12 protein-coding genes and 2 pseudogenes are annotated in these 16,548 nt (G+C 40.4%); 7 read left to right on the forward strand and 7 right to left on the reverse strand.

Translation table 11 applies throughout. The annotated features are described in order from the left end of the window. Positions 1-106: 106 nt before the first annotated feature. From V7K32_RS12145 to V7K32_RS12170, 6 genes and pseudogenes are all read right to left on the reverse strand, one after another. A complete protein-coding gene (locus V7K32_RS12145) occupies positions 107-1,912 on the reverse strand; it encodes a hypothetical protein (protein WP_334993452.1) in 1,806 nt (601 codons plus the stop codon). Further along, positions 1,881-3,290, reverse strand: a complete 1,410-nt coding sequence (locus tag V7K32_RS12150; RefSeq protein WP_334993454.1) for a hypothetical protein — start codon at positions 3,288-3,290, stop codon at positions 1,881-1,883. Before V7K32_RS12150 ends, V7K32_RS12145 begins: the two co-directional genes overlap by 32 nt. Positions 3,291-4,537: 1,247 nt before the next feature. Next, the gene (locus V7K32_RS12155) at positions 4,538-5,650 is read right to left on the reverse strand and encodes a ferrochelatase (protein WP_334993456.1); all 1,113 of its coding nucleotides are present in this window, start codon (positions 5,648-5,650) and stop codon (positions 4,538-4,540) included. Positions 5,651-6,094: 444 nt separating this feature from the next. Beyond that, positions 6,095-6,442, reverse strand: coding sequence for a DUF3137 domain-containing protein (locus tag V7K32_RS12160; RefSeq protein WP_334993585.1), 348 nt, complete (start codon positions 6,440-6,442; stop codon positions 6,095-6,097). Continuing rightward, on the reverse strand, positions 6,409-7,020 hold the full coding sequence (locus V7K32_RS12165; protein WP_334993458.1) for a hypothetical protein: 612 nt from the start codon (positions 7,018-7,020) through the stop codon (positions 6,409-6,411). The genes V7K32_RS12160 and V7K32_RS12165 overlap by 34 nt, the downstream gene beginning before the upstream one ends. Positions 7,021-7,026: 6 nt before the next feature. Next, positions 7,027-7,575 (reverse strand): annotated as a pseudogene (locus V7K32_RS12170) (LemA family protein). A gap of 194 nt (positions 7,576-7,769) precedes the next feature. Here V7K32_RS12170 and V7K32_RS12175 point away from each other — a divergent pair. The 3 genes from V7K32_RS12175 to ilvB all read left to right on the forward strand — a co-directional run bounded on the left by V7K32_RS12175 (position 7,770) and on the right by ilvB (position 11,769). Next, positions 7,770-8,363 carry a hypothetical protein gene (locus tag V7K32_RS12175; protein ID WP_334993460.1) on the forward strand — a complete coding sequence of 198 codons (594 nt, stop codon included), beginning with the start codon at positions 7,770-7,772 and terminating at the stop codon, positions 8,361-8,363. 97 nt (positions 8,364-8,460) lie between these two features. Further along, the gene (locus V7K32_RS12180) at positions 8,461-9,723 is read left to right on the forward strand and encodes an MFS transporter (protein WP_334993462.1); all 1,263 of its coding nucleotides are present in this window, start codon (positions 8,461-8,463) and stop codon (positions 9,721-9,723) included. Positions 9,724-9,855: 132 nt separating this feature from the next. Then, positions 9,856-11,769, forward strand: coding sequence for a biosynthetic-type acetolactate synthase large subunit (ilvB, locus tag V7K32_RS12185; protein ID WP_334993464.1), 1,914 nt, complete (start codon positions 9,856-9,858; stop codon positions 11,767-11,769). Positions 11,770-11,947: 178 nt separating this feature from the next. On the opposite strand, the pseudogene V7K32_RS28730 reads toward ilvB, so the two are convergent. Next, a pseudogene (locus V7K32_RS28730) lies at positions 11,948-12,034 on the reverse strand (DUF4351 domain-containing protein); the annotation flags it as partial. A 680-nt stretch (positions 12,035-12,714) separates the two neighbouring features. Here V7K32_RS28730 and V7K32_RS12190 point away from each other — a divergent pair. From V7K32_RS12190 to V7K32_RS12205, 4 genes are all read left to right on the forward strand, one after another. Continuing rightward, a complete protein-coding gene (locus V7K32_RS12190; protein ID WP_334993466.1) occupies positions 12,715-13,104 on the forward strand; it encodes a hypothetical protein in 390 nt (129 codons plus the stop codon). 78 nt (positions 13,105-13,182) lie between these two features. Then, a complete protein-coding gene (locus V7K32_RS12195) occupies positions 13,183-14,625 on the forward strand; it encodes a tetratricopeptide repeat protein (protein WP_334993468.1) in 1,443 nt (480 codons plus the stop codon). Positions 14,626-14,675: 50 nt separating this feature from the next. Beyond that, positions 14,676-15,020 carry a hypothetical protein gene (locus tag V7K32_RS12200; protein WP_334993470.1) on the forward strand — a complete coding sequence of 115 codons (345 nt, stop codon included), beginning with the start codon at positions 14,676-14,678 and terminating at the stop codon, positions 15,018-15,020. Continuing rightward, a complete protein-coding gene (locus V7K32_RS12205) occupies positions 15,017-16,249 on the forward strand; it encodes a hypothetical protein (RefSeq protein ID WP_334993472.1) in 1,233 nt (410 codons plus the stop codon). The genes V7K32_RS12200 and V7K32_RS12205 overlap by 4 nt, the downstream gene beginning before the upstream one ends. Positions 16,250-16,548 lie beyond the last annotated feature (299 nt).

The following is a 16,548-nucleotide window of genomic DNA, read 5'->3' on the forward strand; positions in this document are numbered from 1 at the left end:
GGTTTTAGGTGAGGCAATTTTTTTGGCGGGTAGCTTGTGAAATTATGTACTAATAAACTTGGCTTCTACGTAAAATTACGAAAAGCCAAGTTTTTCAGATTTGCAGTTAATTTAGTTTCTTTAAGGTGTCAACTAAACTAACTACAGCTAAAAGCGCCGCCTGAAGTTTTTCCGTGCGGTCAACTGAAGCTTGCTCAACTGTGTTGACAAACTTTTCTAGGGCTTGGGTTAAGTTTGCCTGGGCTTGCCCAATTGCTGATGTATCAGATACTTGGGGTGTTGCAGGGACAGCAGGTAAATTCACTGATGAGATAACAGAGCGATCGCTTGTCTGATTCTCACCCACAACTAATTTAACTGCGGGGTCGCCAATAATGGCATAGCTACGAGCATCATTATTTGCCGTCCACATACCAGATAAATTCATCGGATCGGCGATCGCACCATATTTAATTTCTTCTAATTCTGTACTCAAATCAGAAGAAAGTTCAGCATAGCGCTCGTTGAAATACTCAACCGCTGACCCCACAGGATGACCATCTAGCAATCGCTTTAAGGTACTTTGAAAAACTGCCAATTGCTTACCAGTTTTTTCCCAAACGAAAGAGCAACCCCAAGCTCGTTCCACATGACCGATGACAGCCAAAGCACCGCCGTTGGGGTGGCTTAGGAGTCTGCGGGGTAGAGGTGCAATAAAGGCGTTAGGAGCGATCGCTGGCCTTTCATTAGAGCCTTTTCTATGGGCAAACTCATCAAATTTAGGTGTCCCAGCACCATAACAAGCAAAGTGAAAGGCAATTAGCCCTAATAACTTAGCATCATCGCCAACATCATCCGCAGAGAAGTAAAATTCTTCGGGAATTGCTTTATTCCACTTATCTTTGCCGGGCCAGTCCTGACAAAGTAAAGCGCCCTGATGGCGTAGTTGTCGCTCATTCCCATTAGGAAAGCCCATACCATGACTAGCGGTGAACAGCAAAGCGGGTGTTTCTTCACCTCCTAATAGTTTGCCTAACCGTGCTTTGGTGGCTTCTTCTGCGAGTAAGGTTTGTACTGTCCAACTATTATCTTTTTGGTCATTAAGCATCCAATCCGCTAGGGGTCGAATCAAGTTATCAGCACTAAGTTCAGTGGCTGCATCACCCTTGGTACGTACCCCGAAAAAGCTAGCACGGCGAGGCAGTTTTAAATTAGTAGTTTCAGCCTGTACGACACTGCGAGCATACTGAGCATATTCTTGGGGAGTCTCAAAGTAAATCCGACCCACCGCATACTGCACATCAAGTTGGTACTGAAAACGATAAGGAATGGTTTCTGGATCGCCAACAATCAACAGATAATAAGGCATTTTATCTGGGTCAGCAGGGCCAGGGCCAACTCCATGACGCGACAAAAATTGATTTTTTGACTCCCCTGGACGATAACCTTTAGCGCCAGTGTATTCCTTATAATAATTCTCGTGATTTTTCGACGCTTGTTTTTGCCGATGTTCTAACAGTTCCTTCAGCGCTTCTTTGATTGCTGGCTCGGCATTAAAAGCGAAAATAACTCCCCAACCTGTTTGTGCGAGGTCTTTAGGATCTACTCCCTCTATCGGCGCAAAGTCGGGTTCTAAACCTTTAACATGCAGATCCTTTTTCTTGAGTTCGCTGATTTCTGTAGGATCAAACTCTTCGCCCTGAGCAATCTTAGAAAGCTTCTCAGGTGTCAATGGAGGCAACAAATAATCTCCTGATGCACCGTCTATTCCATTGAAATATAGCTCTTTTATCAGCTGTTCTATGCTCATACCTAATCCTTGTATTTGTAATTCACCAAACAAAGTAAAATAAAGAAGGGGATTCTCTTCTTTATTTTTACCTTTTAAAGACACTGTTTCATTAACTAGCAATGGCTGCCGACCATAGAGCATGAGCTACTTCAGCTTTATCAATAGCGTTGTGAGCGCCCATAAAAAGGTCTAATAGGCTAGGAGGAACAACAATATATTTACTACTTTCCAAGTTGTAAATTTTACCGGGTTCAAAGTTGTAAGATTCTTGCATGGGTAGCATACCTTTTTCATCATTAATAATTTCCAAACCATCACCCTGAATTCCATAACAACCAATGCCACCTACACCGGGATATGTCTTCTCACTATTAGGGTCAAAGTCTATATCTTGTCCTCCAAATATTCCTAGTGTTCCCGCCATCGGATAAGCATTTTTGACAGCTTTATCATACTGAGATTGGGTAGTAACAATCGGTCCTGTAACTTTGCGATCGCTAATAATGGAGCGGAAGTAACCAGGAATATTTTTTCTATGAGGGACATTTGAGCAGAAAGACCAAAGTGATAAAGCGCCTTGTATTAAGACAAGAGAATTAACTGGACGGATTAATTTGTTATTTTGAGTACCCGCTACGGTCGCTGAAACAAAAATACAGCCAAAACTGTGTCCCATCAAATGAAATCGCACAGTATTATCTGTCACCTGTTGAAGTCTGTTTAACAAATTGAAGCCGCTAGTTTGACCAATTTTCCGAGCGCGGTCTTTCATCTTCCAAAAAGATAACAATCTCGGAATGTTCAAAAATGCATCTCCGGCTGATTTCACACTATCCCCAATTCCAAAGCTGACATCTTCGTTTTCTTCTATCAAAGTAGCTTCATATACACTTTCAGGATCTAAATTTAATGATTCGTTTTCCCTCCACCCATCTGCATCTTCTCCTTCACTACTCAAAGATGCTTCCTTAATCAAAACCTCATAAGCTTCACGCACCTCTGATGGTAATGTGTCAGGTGCAGCGTTATATTCTCCCGCCGCAGCGAAAATTGTTCTGAGTGCTTCTCTAGTAGTTTCAGTATCAGCTATCCGATGGGCATACTCTTCAATTAACTCTTCCTGAGAATCATCTGTCGTGTCAAAAGACACAATTGTTTTGTCTGGCGACACTGCACTTAGGTCTTCATCTCCCCAAGGCTTACTAGGCCAATGTAGACCAATCAACAGGGGGTTAAATCCTGGCCGCACCTGTTGCATTTTTTCAATATCAGCCTGGTTTTTAGCCATAGCTGCAATCCATCTGTCATACTGGTCTTTTGCCGCCGGAATGTCACCTTGCCATCCGTGGCTCATTAAAAAGACATCTGTGATTGGTTTGTCAGACTTTTTGGCGCTGGATAAGATTTCTAATACCTTTTGGCTAATTAGCTCTCCATTGTTTTCGCGTTCTTTGCCATTAGCATCAAAAGCGATTAAATAGTAGTTCAAAGAAGTTCCGATTTTGGTTTCAATTAGCATCGTAAATCCTTGTGACTCAGGGTTTGATTTCTATGTATAATGCTAAGTTCGCAGAAAAACAGTGTGTTGATTCTACAAGAATGCTGACTGTTCGATTACAGCACGCCAACTTTTTCGCCTAAAAGTCCACTTAGGCAAATACTTCACTAACAACTTCTTTTGGATACACTGTGACGCAGCGAACTTCTGGCGCGTTTCCCACTCTCTTTATTTTTGTGTAGGTTACACCTGTATTTTGGGATTGGTAAATACTAGTACAGTGGCCGCGGAAATAAACTGGATGCTCATTGGGCTTCCTGGCTTACGATCGCTTAACACCTAGTCAAGTCGATATCATTGCGTACACGATAACTTTATCAAGTGCAAATATCCTGAGTAATAATACTGGGTTTACTCGGAATTTTACTTAAGAATAATTAAAAAAAAATAATTTTATCTACATACCGAGGGTTACAGGGAAATTTAAGCGTCAGTAAGGGTCAAGAAAACTTTTGCTTCCTGAAGCATACGGAGTATCGCCTGATATCAGGTTCGGTTAAACACTTATAATATATGTAGGTTGGGTTGAGGAACGAAACCCAACATTTTATCTTTGCTAATGTTGGGTTTTACTTTGTTTAACAAAGTTTAGGGGTCTAAATCCGCGTCACAAAACGTAATTGCGAATTGCGAATTGCGAATTGGTTTAAGGGACTTCCAAATAAAAAAATATTCAATTATTTCTTGGAGTTCCCTAACCCAACCTACATTCATAAATTTTATTACAAGTAATCACCCGAACTTGATATGACCACTCGCTTCTGTACGAGACGCACTCGCGTTCGCTATCTATAAAAAGATCCCATGCCTTGAAGCGTGGAAGTATCAACATAATTCGTAGTTGTAATCAGTACTCACTTTGCCCCTCTTAATTCAATAGACATCTCCATAAATTAAATATGCGTAACCTGAAACCCTTGTAGAGACGCGAAATTGCACTTCGTGCCGCTATGCGCTTTCGCGTCTCTACATTCATTGTCGGAGATGTCTAATACGCTTGGGTTAAGCAAATTTATCTGTTAAGGCAGACAGGGCAAGCAGGGGGAGAGAAAAAAGCTTAACTCAACTGTATTGCCTCTTAATTACGAATTACGTTAGCACAGCGTAAAGCCTTCTCTTTCAGAGAGGCTAACGCGAACGGCATAGCAACGCTATGAGCGAGTCCGCGGTAGCGAGTATTCGAGCGTCGCGTCATTACGAATTACGAATTAATGATGGTGGTGATGATGATCGTGTCCAGCTAGTTGGGGATTAACTGCCATTTCCTCTGACAACAACTCTGCAATATGAGCATCAGCCCATTGCGCCACCATTGCCATAAATTCTGGATGATCGTTAACACAAGCCATTTGGACGTAGTTCGTACCAGGATGCTGTTTTTCCAAAGCATGAATGATATGGTGTACATCCAATAAAGTTTCGTGGTTTTCTGTGGCAAAGCCAATCGGCATAAAAATTACCACTTTTGCACCCAGTTGAATCAGGTTATTTGCCGCTTGCTCTGCATTTGGCTGTGTCCAATCAATTAGGGGCGTGTCGTGATTAAGCCAACCCACTGAGATTAAGGGATAGCGGTTAATCAACTTATCCCGAACTAAATCGTACATTGCTTCACTTTCGGCAATCCCAGAAGTAAAGCCTTTCGCTTTATGGGGACAGCCATGATTCATTAACACAATACCGATTTGAGAAGGTAGATAAGCTTCGGCTAACTCAGCAATTTTCTCCTCAACCAGATGAGCCATCAAATCGATGTAAGCTGGTTCGTTGAAGAAAGAAGGAATATAACGCTGTGCTTTAACCCAGTGTTCTCCACCATCAGTCAACTCAACCAGAGCATTGTTAACTTGCTCGATCGCAATCCCACTAGTAAAGATAGAATCAACAACCAGCAGTGGGTAAATCAGCAGCTTCTCGAAGCCTTGGTTTTTGACTTCTGCTAAAACTTGATTAGGTAGAAAAGGGGCGCAGAAGTTAAAAGCTTTGAAAACTTGAACCTTATCACCCCATTTTTCTTGTAAATTTTTCTCAATTCCAGCCCGCTGCTGTTCAAAAATGGCGTTATGCGGGGAGATAAAATCGTGGTGTGTGTGTCCCCACTCATGGCGGTCAAATAGCGCCAAAAGCTTTGCTAGTGGGGGATAAATCCAGGTTGGTACCGGTGCGAATTTTGCTGTCAGTAGATTTAAAGCCTGTTCGTTATAGTTGGCGAAATCTTCATAGCTTTCGACTTCGCCGTAGCCCATAAGCAGTACGGCTACACGTTCTTTACCTGATAGATGCTCGTGAGTATGTTGTACTTTTTCCGGCGTGGCAACCACAATTAGTTCCTCAATATAACCAGAGTGCAGAGAGATTTAGAGTTAGGGAATAGTTTACACATTTTCCCTACTAGTAATTTATCCTATCCCATCCAGGGGGATAGGATGGGTGGGGAAATCCCAATAATACATCAAAAGACATAAAAAACTTACGTGGGGCATTGGGTATGCAAAATTGAACCAATGCCCCATCTGTTGTGTTACTGGATACCAAAAGCGGTCAGCCCCAGCCCCTTTGGGGAAGTCAAAAGTTAACACTGAGCGGAGTCGTAAAGCCTGCGAGACGCTACGCTTAACGCGTAGCGTCTCGCAGAGAAGTGTCAAAAGTCAAACAGGAGTCATAAGTCAGAATTTATAAAAGTTTAACATTAAACCTTCAAGTTATCTCCTGAGCTTTCCACTATTCTGACTTTTAAATTTTGACTCTTGAATTCTTACATTTTGCTAAATGCGTCTATCCAGATTTAAGTCTTCAACAATTCCCAACATCAAGTTGAGAGTTTCAAAATATTCTCTTAAAGGCGCAAAGTTTAACACAATTTTATATAGATTAGGGTCAAATATATGAATTTCTACTGCTTCTTCAATAGCTATGTATATCATGTCATCAACAAAGGAAATATAAATATTTCTATTGGTTTTCTTGCGAAAATTAACTATTTTATCCATTAAATTAGTAGATAAAACATAACGGGCTTCTATTTGGTCATCACCATAAACAGTGAAAAATTTAGCAAATTCTGGATCTTCTAATTTAATTACCTGTTTCTTAGCATGATTAAGAGCATGAATATTAGCGTTACTTCGTCTTCATTAAGCAGGAGTTGCTGACAAAGAGCGATCGCTTGATTAATTTGCCCATTCTCTTGATATGCTTTTATCAGCCATTTATATGCTAGCAAATATTGTTTTGTAGCTGGAGAAGCAGCTTGACAAAAAATCTTTAATGCTTGGATTGCTTTTTTATAGCGTTTTTTAGTAATAGCTTCATACCCAGTGTTTATAAGTTCAGTTTCTTGTGCAGGCGTGAATGAACTTTTAGTTGAATTTAGTGATGATTTTTGTTCTGTAGGATTAGCTTCTGAAAATACTTCGGCAAGATAGTAGTGTGCTAATATCTGAGTCGTTTGATGTTTACTGTTGCTCAATTCTTGGCATAAGTTAATTGCCTTGTGTAAGTGTCCATTATAGAGGTATGCGTCTAAAAGCAATACCCGTGCATACAAATATTGTTTTGTATTTGTTGCTGCATTATTTTGGAAAAAACTTTCCAAGCCCTGAAGTGCTAAGTTGTATTTCTTTTGAGATTCTAACAGGTTAACTATTGCGTTTAAGAATTCTTGAATATTTACCAAGTTTAATTCTGACATATTTTTTTAAATTTCAATGTTTATATTATTTGTTGCTTGTGGATTAGCTTGAAATTGCGATTTTAATTCATATTTCATCCACAAAGCTATAATATTTGTCGGAAACATTTCTACAGCATTATTATATTCAGTTACGGCAGAGTTATAAAATCTTCTAGCGGCGGAAAGTTGTTCTTCTACTTCACTTAAGGAATATTGTAATTTGATAAAATGGTCGTTTGCTTTTAATTCAGGATATGCTTCAATTATTACAATAATTTTGCTTAATATTCTCGAAATTTGGTCTTCTACAGCAACTCGGCTATTATCACTTAAATTTGTTTAAGTTGCTCTACTTCTGAGCCTGCTAATTTCTATCAATGTTTTTTGCTCAAATTGCATATATATTTGAGCTAAGGTAATAAGTCTAGGTATCAAATCGCTTCTTTTTTGCAGAATCACATCAATAGTAGAAAATGCGTTATTAACTTGATTTTTTTTATGAATTAAACTATTGTATAGAGCAATCAAAATAATTAATAGCAAAATTACAAAACTAATTATAAAAATAAACATTTTATGTATTGGATTAATCTAATATTATTTATAATCCAAATTAGTAAGGTTTTAAAATAGTATTCTTTCGGAAAAATATATGAGGGGGACTATAATTTACTCAGTAAAAATAAGGTAATATATAAGAATATTACTTGATTTTTGAAAAAGCTCTGTACATCGGAAGATTCAAAAAATCAAAGGTAGTGTTATAAATGACTATAATTATTTGCCCTGGAATTCATGAGCCAGAGTTAACTGAAAGCTTTAGACTAGTATTGTTAGATGTAGTTCTTAATAGCGCGATCGCACACAATACCGCAAATATACTGATTTATCCGGGTAAAGATTTTTTAGTTTTATCAGCCTTGCACATTTTGCAGTTTTTGCGCGTTAGCGTAGCTCCCCGCAGGTATCGCTTGACTGGCTCTTTAAAATCACCAATTATATTTATTAGCTTTAGTGCTGGCGTAGTTGGGGCAATAGGAGCAGCGCATTTGTGGCAACTCTTGGGTGGTCGTGTGAAAGCGTTTATTGCTATAGATGGATGGGGAGTACCATTACAGGGTAATTTTCCTATTCATCGGATGAGTCATGATTATTTCACCCATTGGAGTTCTTGTTTGCTAGGTTGTGGGCAAAATAACTTTTATGCAGAGCCAGCAGTTGATCATTTGTCCATCTGGCGATCGCCTCAAATTGTCCAAGGCTGCTGGGTAGATTCATCCATTGAAATTTATCCACCCAAAGGTCATCTGACAGCAACTGAATTTTTGCTTATGCTGTTAAAGCGCTATGAAGCAAATTAATCCGGACAATGGAGTAAGTAAATAGGAGTTAGTCATTAGTCATTGGTCATTAGTTCCCCGACTCCCGACTCCCCATCTACCTAAAGAAAGTATCTAAATGTTTCCAACTGAACCAGCTGCTGTTAATAACGGGTTTGGCGCACTGCTAAAAAACCGTGGTTTTATGCTCCTGTGGATTGGGCAAGTGTTGTCCCAGTTAGCAGATAAAGTCTTCTTCGTTTTGCTAATTGCTCTGTTGGAGAACTACCCACCGCTTCCTGGGTTAGCACAAAACTCGATGTATTCAACTTTGATGCTATCGTTTACCATACCAGCAATTTTGTTCGGTTCTGCGGGTGGTATTTTTGTTGACCGCTTGCCAAAAAAGCTGATTCTGGTCGGTTCAGATGTCGTGCGGGGAATATTAACGCTGTGTCTTCCCTTATTACCACGACACTTTCTGATTCTATTAATCCTGACTTTTACCATTTCCACGGTGACACAGTTTTTTGCACCAGCAGAACAAGCAGCGATTCCCTTATTAGTGAAGCGAGAAAATTTGTTGGCAGCCAATGCCCTGTTTACTAGCACAATGATGGGAGCTTTAATTGTTGGCTTTGCGATCGGAGAGCCGATTTTGAGTTTGGCGAAAAGCTTGATGGGAGAAGAATACGGCCAAGAGCTTGTGGTTGGTGGATTATACATCTTATCGGGTGCGCTAATCCAGCCGATTAAGTTTAAAGAACCCAAACAAGCGAAAGAACATCGGACATCAAATAACCCTTGGGCTGAATTTACCGAAAGTCTGCGCTATCTCAAGAAAAACCCTTTGATTTTGAATGCCATGCTGCAACTGACAACCTTATATTGTGTGTTTGCAGCCTTAACAGTGTTGACAATTCGATTAGCCGCAGAGTTTGGTCTAAAAGAAAAACAGTTTGGCTTTTTCTTAGCAGCAGCAGGGGTGGGTATGGTATTTGGGGCGGCGATTTTAGGTAACTGGGGTCAGAAATTGCATCGCAAGCCCTTACCTTTAATTGGATTTTTGATGATGGCACTAGTTTTAGGGGTATTCACTTTTACACACAACTTATTGTTGGCGCTAGGACTATGTGCATTTTTGGGTGTAGGTGCTGCCTTAATTGGTGTACCCATGCAAACTTTAATTCAACAACAAACACCACCGACGATGCACGGTAAAGTATTTGGGTTTCAAAATCATGCCGTCAACATCGCTCTGGCCTTACCTTTGGCGATTACTGGTCCATTAACTGATGCTCTGGGCTTGCGAACTGTGCTTGTGGGAATGAGTATTGTTGTCGTAGTTGTGGGTGTTTGGGCTTGGCAAAATACCCGCAAAGTCTTGCAAGACGTAATTTAATTAATGTACTCTAATAATCGAGCTTTATATTTAATATATAAAATTCTCAGATTTTGATTGAATTTTTCAATTAAAATGAAATCCTAAATACAGAATTCAATATTAACTTTAGCTATAGTCTGAGGTTTGACCGTGCGTTTACAAAGTGTCTCCGCAGGAGAATTGCTTTCCCAAATCAGTCTCCCACAAACCGAGAATCACAAACAGTCTCGTGCTTCTAGCCCGCCAGCCTTGCCCAAGCGTGCATCTGGTGGTTTTGCTCTGCTTGACAGCCTTCATCGCCACGGCGTTGATTATATTTTTGGTTATCCTGGTGGGGCAATTCTACCAATTTACGATGACTTGTATAAGGTAGAAGCAACTGGTGCTATGAAGCATATCCTGGTAAGACACGAACAAGGCGCAGCCCACGCGGCTGATGGTTATGCTCGTGCAACTGGTAAAGTAGGAGTATGCTTTGGCACTTCTGGCCCAGGAGCAACTAACTTGGTGACTGGGATCGCTACAGCATACATGGATTCGATCCCGATGATTGTGGTGACAGGGCAAGTAGCGCGTCCGTCGATTGGTACAGATGCGTTTCAGGAAACTGATATTTACGGGATTACCCTACCAATTGTCAAGCACTCTTATGTAGTGCGCGATCCTAAAGATATGGCGCGAATTGTTGCCGAAGCTTTCCACATCGCTAGCAGTGGGCGTCCGGGGCCAGTTTTGATTGATGTCCCCAAGGATGTAGCTTTAGAAGAATTTGACTATGTGCCTATAAAACCAGGTTCAGTGAAATTACGCGGTTATCGTCCCACAGTCAAGGGAAATCCCCGGCAGATTAATGCAGCTATCCAGTTAATTACTGAAAGTCGCCGGCCGCTATTGTATGTCGGTGGTGGCGCGATCGCAGCTAGCGCCCATGAAGAAATCAAAGAACTAGCTGAATTATTCGATATCCCTGTCACCACAACCTTAATGGGGATCGGTGCATTTGACGAACATCATCCCCTAGCTTTGGGAATGTTGGGGATGCACGGTACAGCTTACGCTAACTTTGCCGTTAGTGATTGTGATTTGCTGATTTGCGTCGGCGCGAGATTTGACGATCGCGTAACTGGTAAATTAGACGAATTCGCCTCCCGCGCTAAAGTCATTCATATCGACATCGATCCCGCAGAAGTCGGCAAAAACCGCATTCCCGAAGTCCCCATCGTCGGCGATGTGCGGAACGTGTTAGTAGACTTATTGCGTCGCTGCAAAGAAACAGGCGCCAAAGCTACCCCTAATCAAAACCAAGAGTGGTTAAATTTAGTTAACCGTTGGCGCGAAGAATATCCTCTAATAGTGCCGCACCATGCCGACAGCATTTCACCTCAAGAAGTAATTGTAGAAGTCAATAGCCAAGCACCCAACGCTTTCTACACTACAGATGTGGGACAACATCAAATGTGGGCAGCACAATTCTTGAAGAATGGGCCAAGGCGCTGGATTTCTAGCGCTGGTTTGGGAACGATGGGTTTTGGCTTACCTGCGGCAATGGGCGCTAAAGTAGCGTTTCCTGATGAAGAAGTCATCTGTATTAGCGGTGATGCTAGTTTCCAAATGTGTTTGCAGGAACTTGGTACACTGGCACAATATGGGATAAATGTCAAGACACTAATTATTAATAACGGTTGGCAAGGGATGGTACGCCAGTGGCAGCAAGCCTTCTATGGTGAGCGTTACTCTTGTTCCAACATGGAAGTAGGGATGCCAGACGTAGAGTTATTGGCAAAAGCTTATGGCATTAAGGGTATGGTAATTAGCGATCGCAGTCAATTAAAAGATGCGATCGCCGAAATGCTAGCACACAAAGGCCCGGTGATCGTGAATGTCCACGTCACCAGAGACGAAAACTGCTATCCAATGGTAGTTCCTGGTAAGAGCAATGCTCAAATGGTTGGCTTGCAGAAGCAATCGCCGAAAGCAGCAGCAGAACCAGTGTATTGTAGCAACTGCAATGCGAAAAATGCTCCAACCCATAACTTCTGCGCTGAGTGTGGAACGAAGCTGTAACGCTTTTTGCTAATTCTATATGCCCAAAAACTCCATCCTCTTCTGGGTGGAGTTTTTTATGATTAACCATGTCGTAGGCAAAGTCACCCGCAGGTAAGCTGAAAATCATTTAAATTGAATAATCAAATTAAATAAAACTCTTGTGGGGTGGGCAACATGAGCGCCCTAATTATACAAATTAAATGCGTAACAGCTTATTACTTAAGTAATTGACTAAATCACTTTGATTGTTGAAATCTAACAGCGCCTCAGCTAAGTCTTCTAGTTGAGTACGGTAAACGTAGCTAACATTGCAATCTTGGTCATCAACCTTACAACATTAAGGAGAAACATTGCAATGTTGGTCATTAACATTACAACATTAAGGAGAAACATTATAACGTTGGTCATTAACATTACAACATTAAGACGAAACATTATAACGTTGGTCATCAACATTACAACATTAAGAAGAAACATTGCAATGTTCGTGTCAACTTAAACTTAAATCCTTATTTCACAGGCGTTTTACCCCACCCTAACCCTCCCCGATGCATTGGGGAGGGAACTAGATTTTCCGGTTTCCCCCCAATGCATCGGGGGGATTAAGGGGGGTAATTGTGAAGTTGACACCGATCCATTGCGCGGCTCACCAACAAGTCATAATAAAGAAGGTGTTACATAATACTTGCACTCGCCCATGAACCAACAGCGCCTACAAGCTTATTATCAGCTAAGGGACTTCCAGGAAATAAATTATCCAATCTTGTGGGGTGGGCAACTTGCCCGCCTTTGACTATGGGCGGGCGAGACGCCCACCCCACAATAAATAGTTGTATATTTTTTTATTTGGAAGTCCCTAATCGAAAGCCTGTTAAATTGCCCTAATGGGGAAGAACCAGAGATATTGGCGGCTAAAACAAAATTGCTTGATGCTGGTTTTTTGCAAAGGAAAAGGGCATAACAATGCGCCAAATAGTAAATTGGCTGAAAAATTTGGTAAATATACTAAATTTTCGCTCAACAACGGTTAAAACTCAAACAGAAACTACTCGCATCACCCCAGAAGATATAGAGACTTACGAGCAATTTATACAAAAAATACTGCAAGTAACAGATGACAGCAACGGCGATGCTCAAGTAATTTACCCATTGCTGGCAGCAAATACCGATAAACTAAATCATATTTTTGCTGATTTATGGCGTGACTGGGCAACAAATACCTTAGCAGAAGCGGAAGCAGATAAAGTAGAGTCCATTGCCTACTTGATTATTATCCCACATTCCGCACTTCAAAATGTATTATCTATCTTTTCAATAAAAATTCCTAATAATGTTCAAATTATTAAGTATTAATATTGAATACCATTGGCGATTTATGTTGTTGATTTAACCATTTTTTTCCACCTATGGGAAATCTACGCATATTACACGATGAAGTGCGGAAAGTCGGTTATTATATTCAGTGATCGGATTAGCGATTTTCCTTTGGGTAGCAAAGCTAGCAACATGGAAATTGCGATCGCAGGCTACGAAATCGCCCTAACTGTTTACACCCGCAGCGCCTTTCTTGAAAATTGGGCAGGTACGCAAAATAATCTGGGGGCTGCTTACCGTAACAGAATATTAGGAGAACGAGCCGAGAATATTGAATTAGCGATCGCTGCTTATAATCAAGCACTCCAAGTTAGAACCCGCAGCGCCTTTCCTGTTGATTGGGCAATGACGCAAAATAATCTGGGGGCTGCTTACCGTAACAGAATATTAGGAGAACGAGCCGAGAATATTCAATTAGCGATCGCTGCTTATAATCAAGCACTCCAAGTTAGAACCCGCAGCGCCTTTCCTCTCGATTGGGCAATGACGCAAAATAATCTAGCGACTGCTTACGGTGACAGAATATTAGGAGAACGAGCCGAGAATATTGAATTAGCGATCGCTGCTTATAATCAAGCACTCCAAGTTAGAACCCGCAGCGCCTTTCCCCAAAACCATGCGGAAACTTTATTCAATCTTGGCATTCTCTATCAAGACACAGAACAATTTAACTCAGCTTACAATACCTTTGCCTCTGCCATTGCCACTGTCAAATCATTGCGCCAAGAAATTGTTTCTGGCGATGAAGCCAAGCATAAACAAACAGAAGAGTGGAATAAGCTTTATAGACGCATGGTGGAAGTTTGCCTGGAATTAAAAAGAGACACAGAAGCAATAGAATATATAGAGCAGAGCAAAACCCGCAACTTAGTAGAACTGCTAGCCAAAAATGAACAACTTGCCCAAATAGCCAAAGCACCAGTAGGCGGTGAAGAAAATCTCCCCTCAATTGATAGCAACATCAGCTTTGGAGAAATTCAAAACCTTCTAGACGACAAAACGGCAATTATCCAGTGGTACATTTTTAATGATTGTTTTCGCGCTTTCATCATCACCCGCCACAACAATCAACCAATAATCTGGCATTCCGATCAACAAGATTTAGACAACTTGAAAAATTGGAATAAGGAATATATCGAGCTTTACTGCGAAGATAAAAAACGATGGCGATATGAGCTTAATAATCAACTTATTCAACTAGCGCAAATACTCCACCTCAATCAAATAGTTTCATTAATTCCATCTCATTGCCAAAAGCTGATTTTAATTCCTCATCTTTTCCTGCACCTGCTACCTCTCCATGCCTTACCCTTATCTGCTAGCGACTCCCCAACATTAGAGTATCTCATTGATAAATTTCCAGATGGTGTAAGTTATGCACCTAGTTGTCAACTTTTGAGTTTCGCTCAAATCAAAACCCAAAAATTAGACTCATCGCCTAAAACTCCTCCAAATCATGCTCCCTCCCCAATACATACGGGGAGGGTTAGGGTGGGGTAAAAAAGCTATACAAGAGATAAAATAAGAGTTAACCAACACAAAATAAACTTATGGAAGCCGATAAACTCATCCAAGCATTTACCCAAGTCATCAGACATCAAGATTTTGTATTTTCACCTGAAGCCATAGCAACTATACCTAGACTGCGAGAAACTATTGCCGAATTTGAAACCCAATCACCGCAAGAACTAGCCGAAGCAATTCGCAACTGGTATATCAACCACGAAGATGTCAGAGATGCCGTATTAATTGAAGAAAGAGAAATTGAGAAAGTCAGTAAAACTAAGCCAGAAGCTCAAGAAAATACCCAAGAAAATCGCTATCGAGTTTTGCAAGATGAACTGCAAAAGTTGCAAGATAAAAAGACAATAGCACCCCAGTCAAACCAACCATGAAAATATATGCACCTAACGTCCATCTCTTTGCCTTTCAACTTGACAAAAACTCAAACGATCCATCCGTTAATAAAAACTTTATTTGGAAAACTGGTGATGAAATACTTAAGACAACCTTACATCAAGACTTGCATCTGAGCCAGCATATAAACCTAAACAAAGAACCTAATAGCCCTCGTGTAGATTTGCTCAATGATGCAGAAGTTATTGATAATAATTATGCAATATCATTTGCTGGTAAAGTTCCCCTAAACCAAACTCAAGATGTACTAATTAAAGGATTTGCTCATCCATTGCGGATTTATGACAGCTACAGTTTGTGGCTGAATTTGCGTCGTCCCGAACAAGAAGATGATAACCCAACAGCAAACGTAGATATTACTTTTTTAAGTCAGTTCAATCAAAAGAACTGTCTTAGTTTTAAAGAACATCCTTTATATCTCGGACAAACTCTGCTGATTACAGCTTGGTTAACAGGCGCAAAAGACAAAAAAGATGTTAAACAAATAGCCGATGAATGTTTAACAGCAATTTTTCCAGATAGCCAAAAACAACCGCCATTTAATCGCCAAGGTGAATTATTTGGGAGTCCGATTTTTGAATATGGTTTATTTAGCCAGATATCTAATTATCAACATGTGCTGATTTGGTTATTTACAGACGATCAAGCTGATATTAAATTTAACCAATGCTATCAAGAGTTATTAGATTTATTTTTCTTTCGTACCAAAGTTGTCAAAGCTTATAAAGACAGTCGAGGAATTTATAAAGAACTAGATAAAGTTTATCTTAAAATAGAAGCAGAGATTAATAAAGTGCCTAAATTAGATGATAAAAAATCTCTAGTTGTAGCTAATTTAACTGACTTAAAAAACCAGTTAAAAGCTTTACCCCAGCTAGCACTAACATATACGCGCCTATTGCGAAATTTAGAAGAATATCAAAATACAATCACTATAAATGCCTATAATTATGAAGAGAGATTACAGCGAATTCATGCTATAATAGGCGACAATATTAGCTTTTTAGAAACATTTAGCCAAAAGAATTGCCCTTACTTCCAACAACAAATCAACAGCGACTTAGGTTATTTTCGTCATGGTTCCGAGTTACTGGGTAGAGCAATAGACTCAATTCGCGGCATAGTCGAAATAGAACAAGCCGATCGCGATCGCTCCTTAGAGAACACAATACAAGTACTAGGTATCGGCTTTGGTGGTGGTGCGTAGGCGTAGCCCGTCGTAGACATCGCCTCTGGCGTATTCACAACACATATTGATAAAATTAATCTACCGCTAATACAAAAACATCCCCTTTACGCGTCGTTAACTTTAAGCATCATAGCTACATTGGTATTTATTGCTTTAGGTTGGCTAATTACCAAACGTAAATAAAGCCTCTGCCTCTGACGGGAGAATGGTCAGGATTTTATAAGTTAAGAGTAGGAGATTACCGAGTCAATACTACTCGGTTAAGGTGCATAGTCATTGGAGATCCCCCTTAGTCCCCCTTAAAAAGGGGGAAAATA

The sequence above is a fragment of the Nostoc sp. genome (assembly GCF_036917635.1).
GTDB lineage: Bacteria > Cyanobacteriota > Cyanobacteriia > Cyanobacteriales > Nostocaceae > Nostoc.

Excerpts from the sequence above, each read along its gene's own strand:
- V7K32_RS12145 (WP_334993452.1), bottom strand. The coding sequence starts at position 1,912 with ATGCTCTATGGTCGGCAGCCATTGCTAGTTAATGAAACAGTGTCTTTA.
- V7K32_RS12150 (WP_334993454.1), bottom strand. The coding sequence starts at position 3,290 with ATGCTAATTGAAACCAAAATCGGAACTTCTTTGAACTACTATTTAATC.
- V7K32_RS12165 (WP_334993458.1), bottom strand. The coding sequence starts at position 7,020 with ATGTCAGAATTAAACTTGGTAAATATTCAAGAATTCTTAAACGCAATA.
- V7K32_RS12175 (WP_334993460.1), top strand. The coding sequence starts at position 7,770 with ATGACTATAATTATTTGCCCTGGAATTCATGAGCCAGAGTTAACTGAA.
- V7K32_RS12180 (WP_334993462.1), top strand. The coding sequence starts at position 8,461 with ATGTTTCCAACTGAACCAGCTGCTGTTAATAACGGGTTTGGCGCACTG.
- V7K32_RS12190 (WP_334993466.1), top strand. The coding sequence starts at position 12,715 with ATGCGCCAAATAGTAAATTGGCTGAAAAATTTGGTAAATATACTAAAT.
- V7K32_RS12195 (WP_334993468.1), top strand. The coding sequence starts at position 13,183 with ATGAAGTGCGGAAAGTCGGTTATTATATTCAGTGATCGGATTAGCGAT.
- V7K32_RS12200 (WP_334993470.1), top strand. The coding sequence starts at position 14,676 with ATGGAAGCCGATAAACTCATCCAAGCATTTACCCAAGTCATCAGACAT.
- V7K32_RS12205 (WP_334993472.1), top strand. The coding sequence starts at position 15,017 with ATGAAAATATATGCACCTAACGTCCATCTCTTTGCCTTTCAACTTGAC.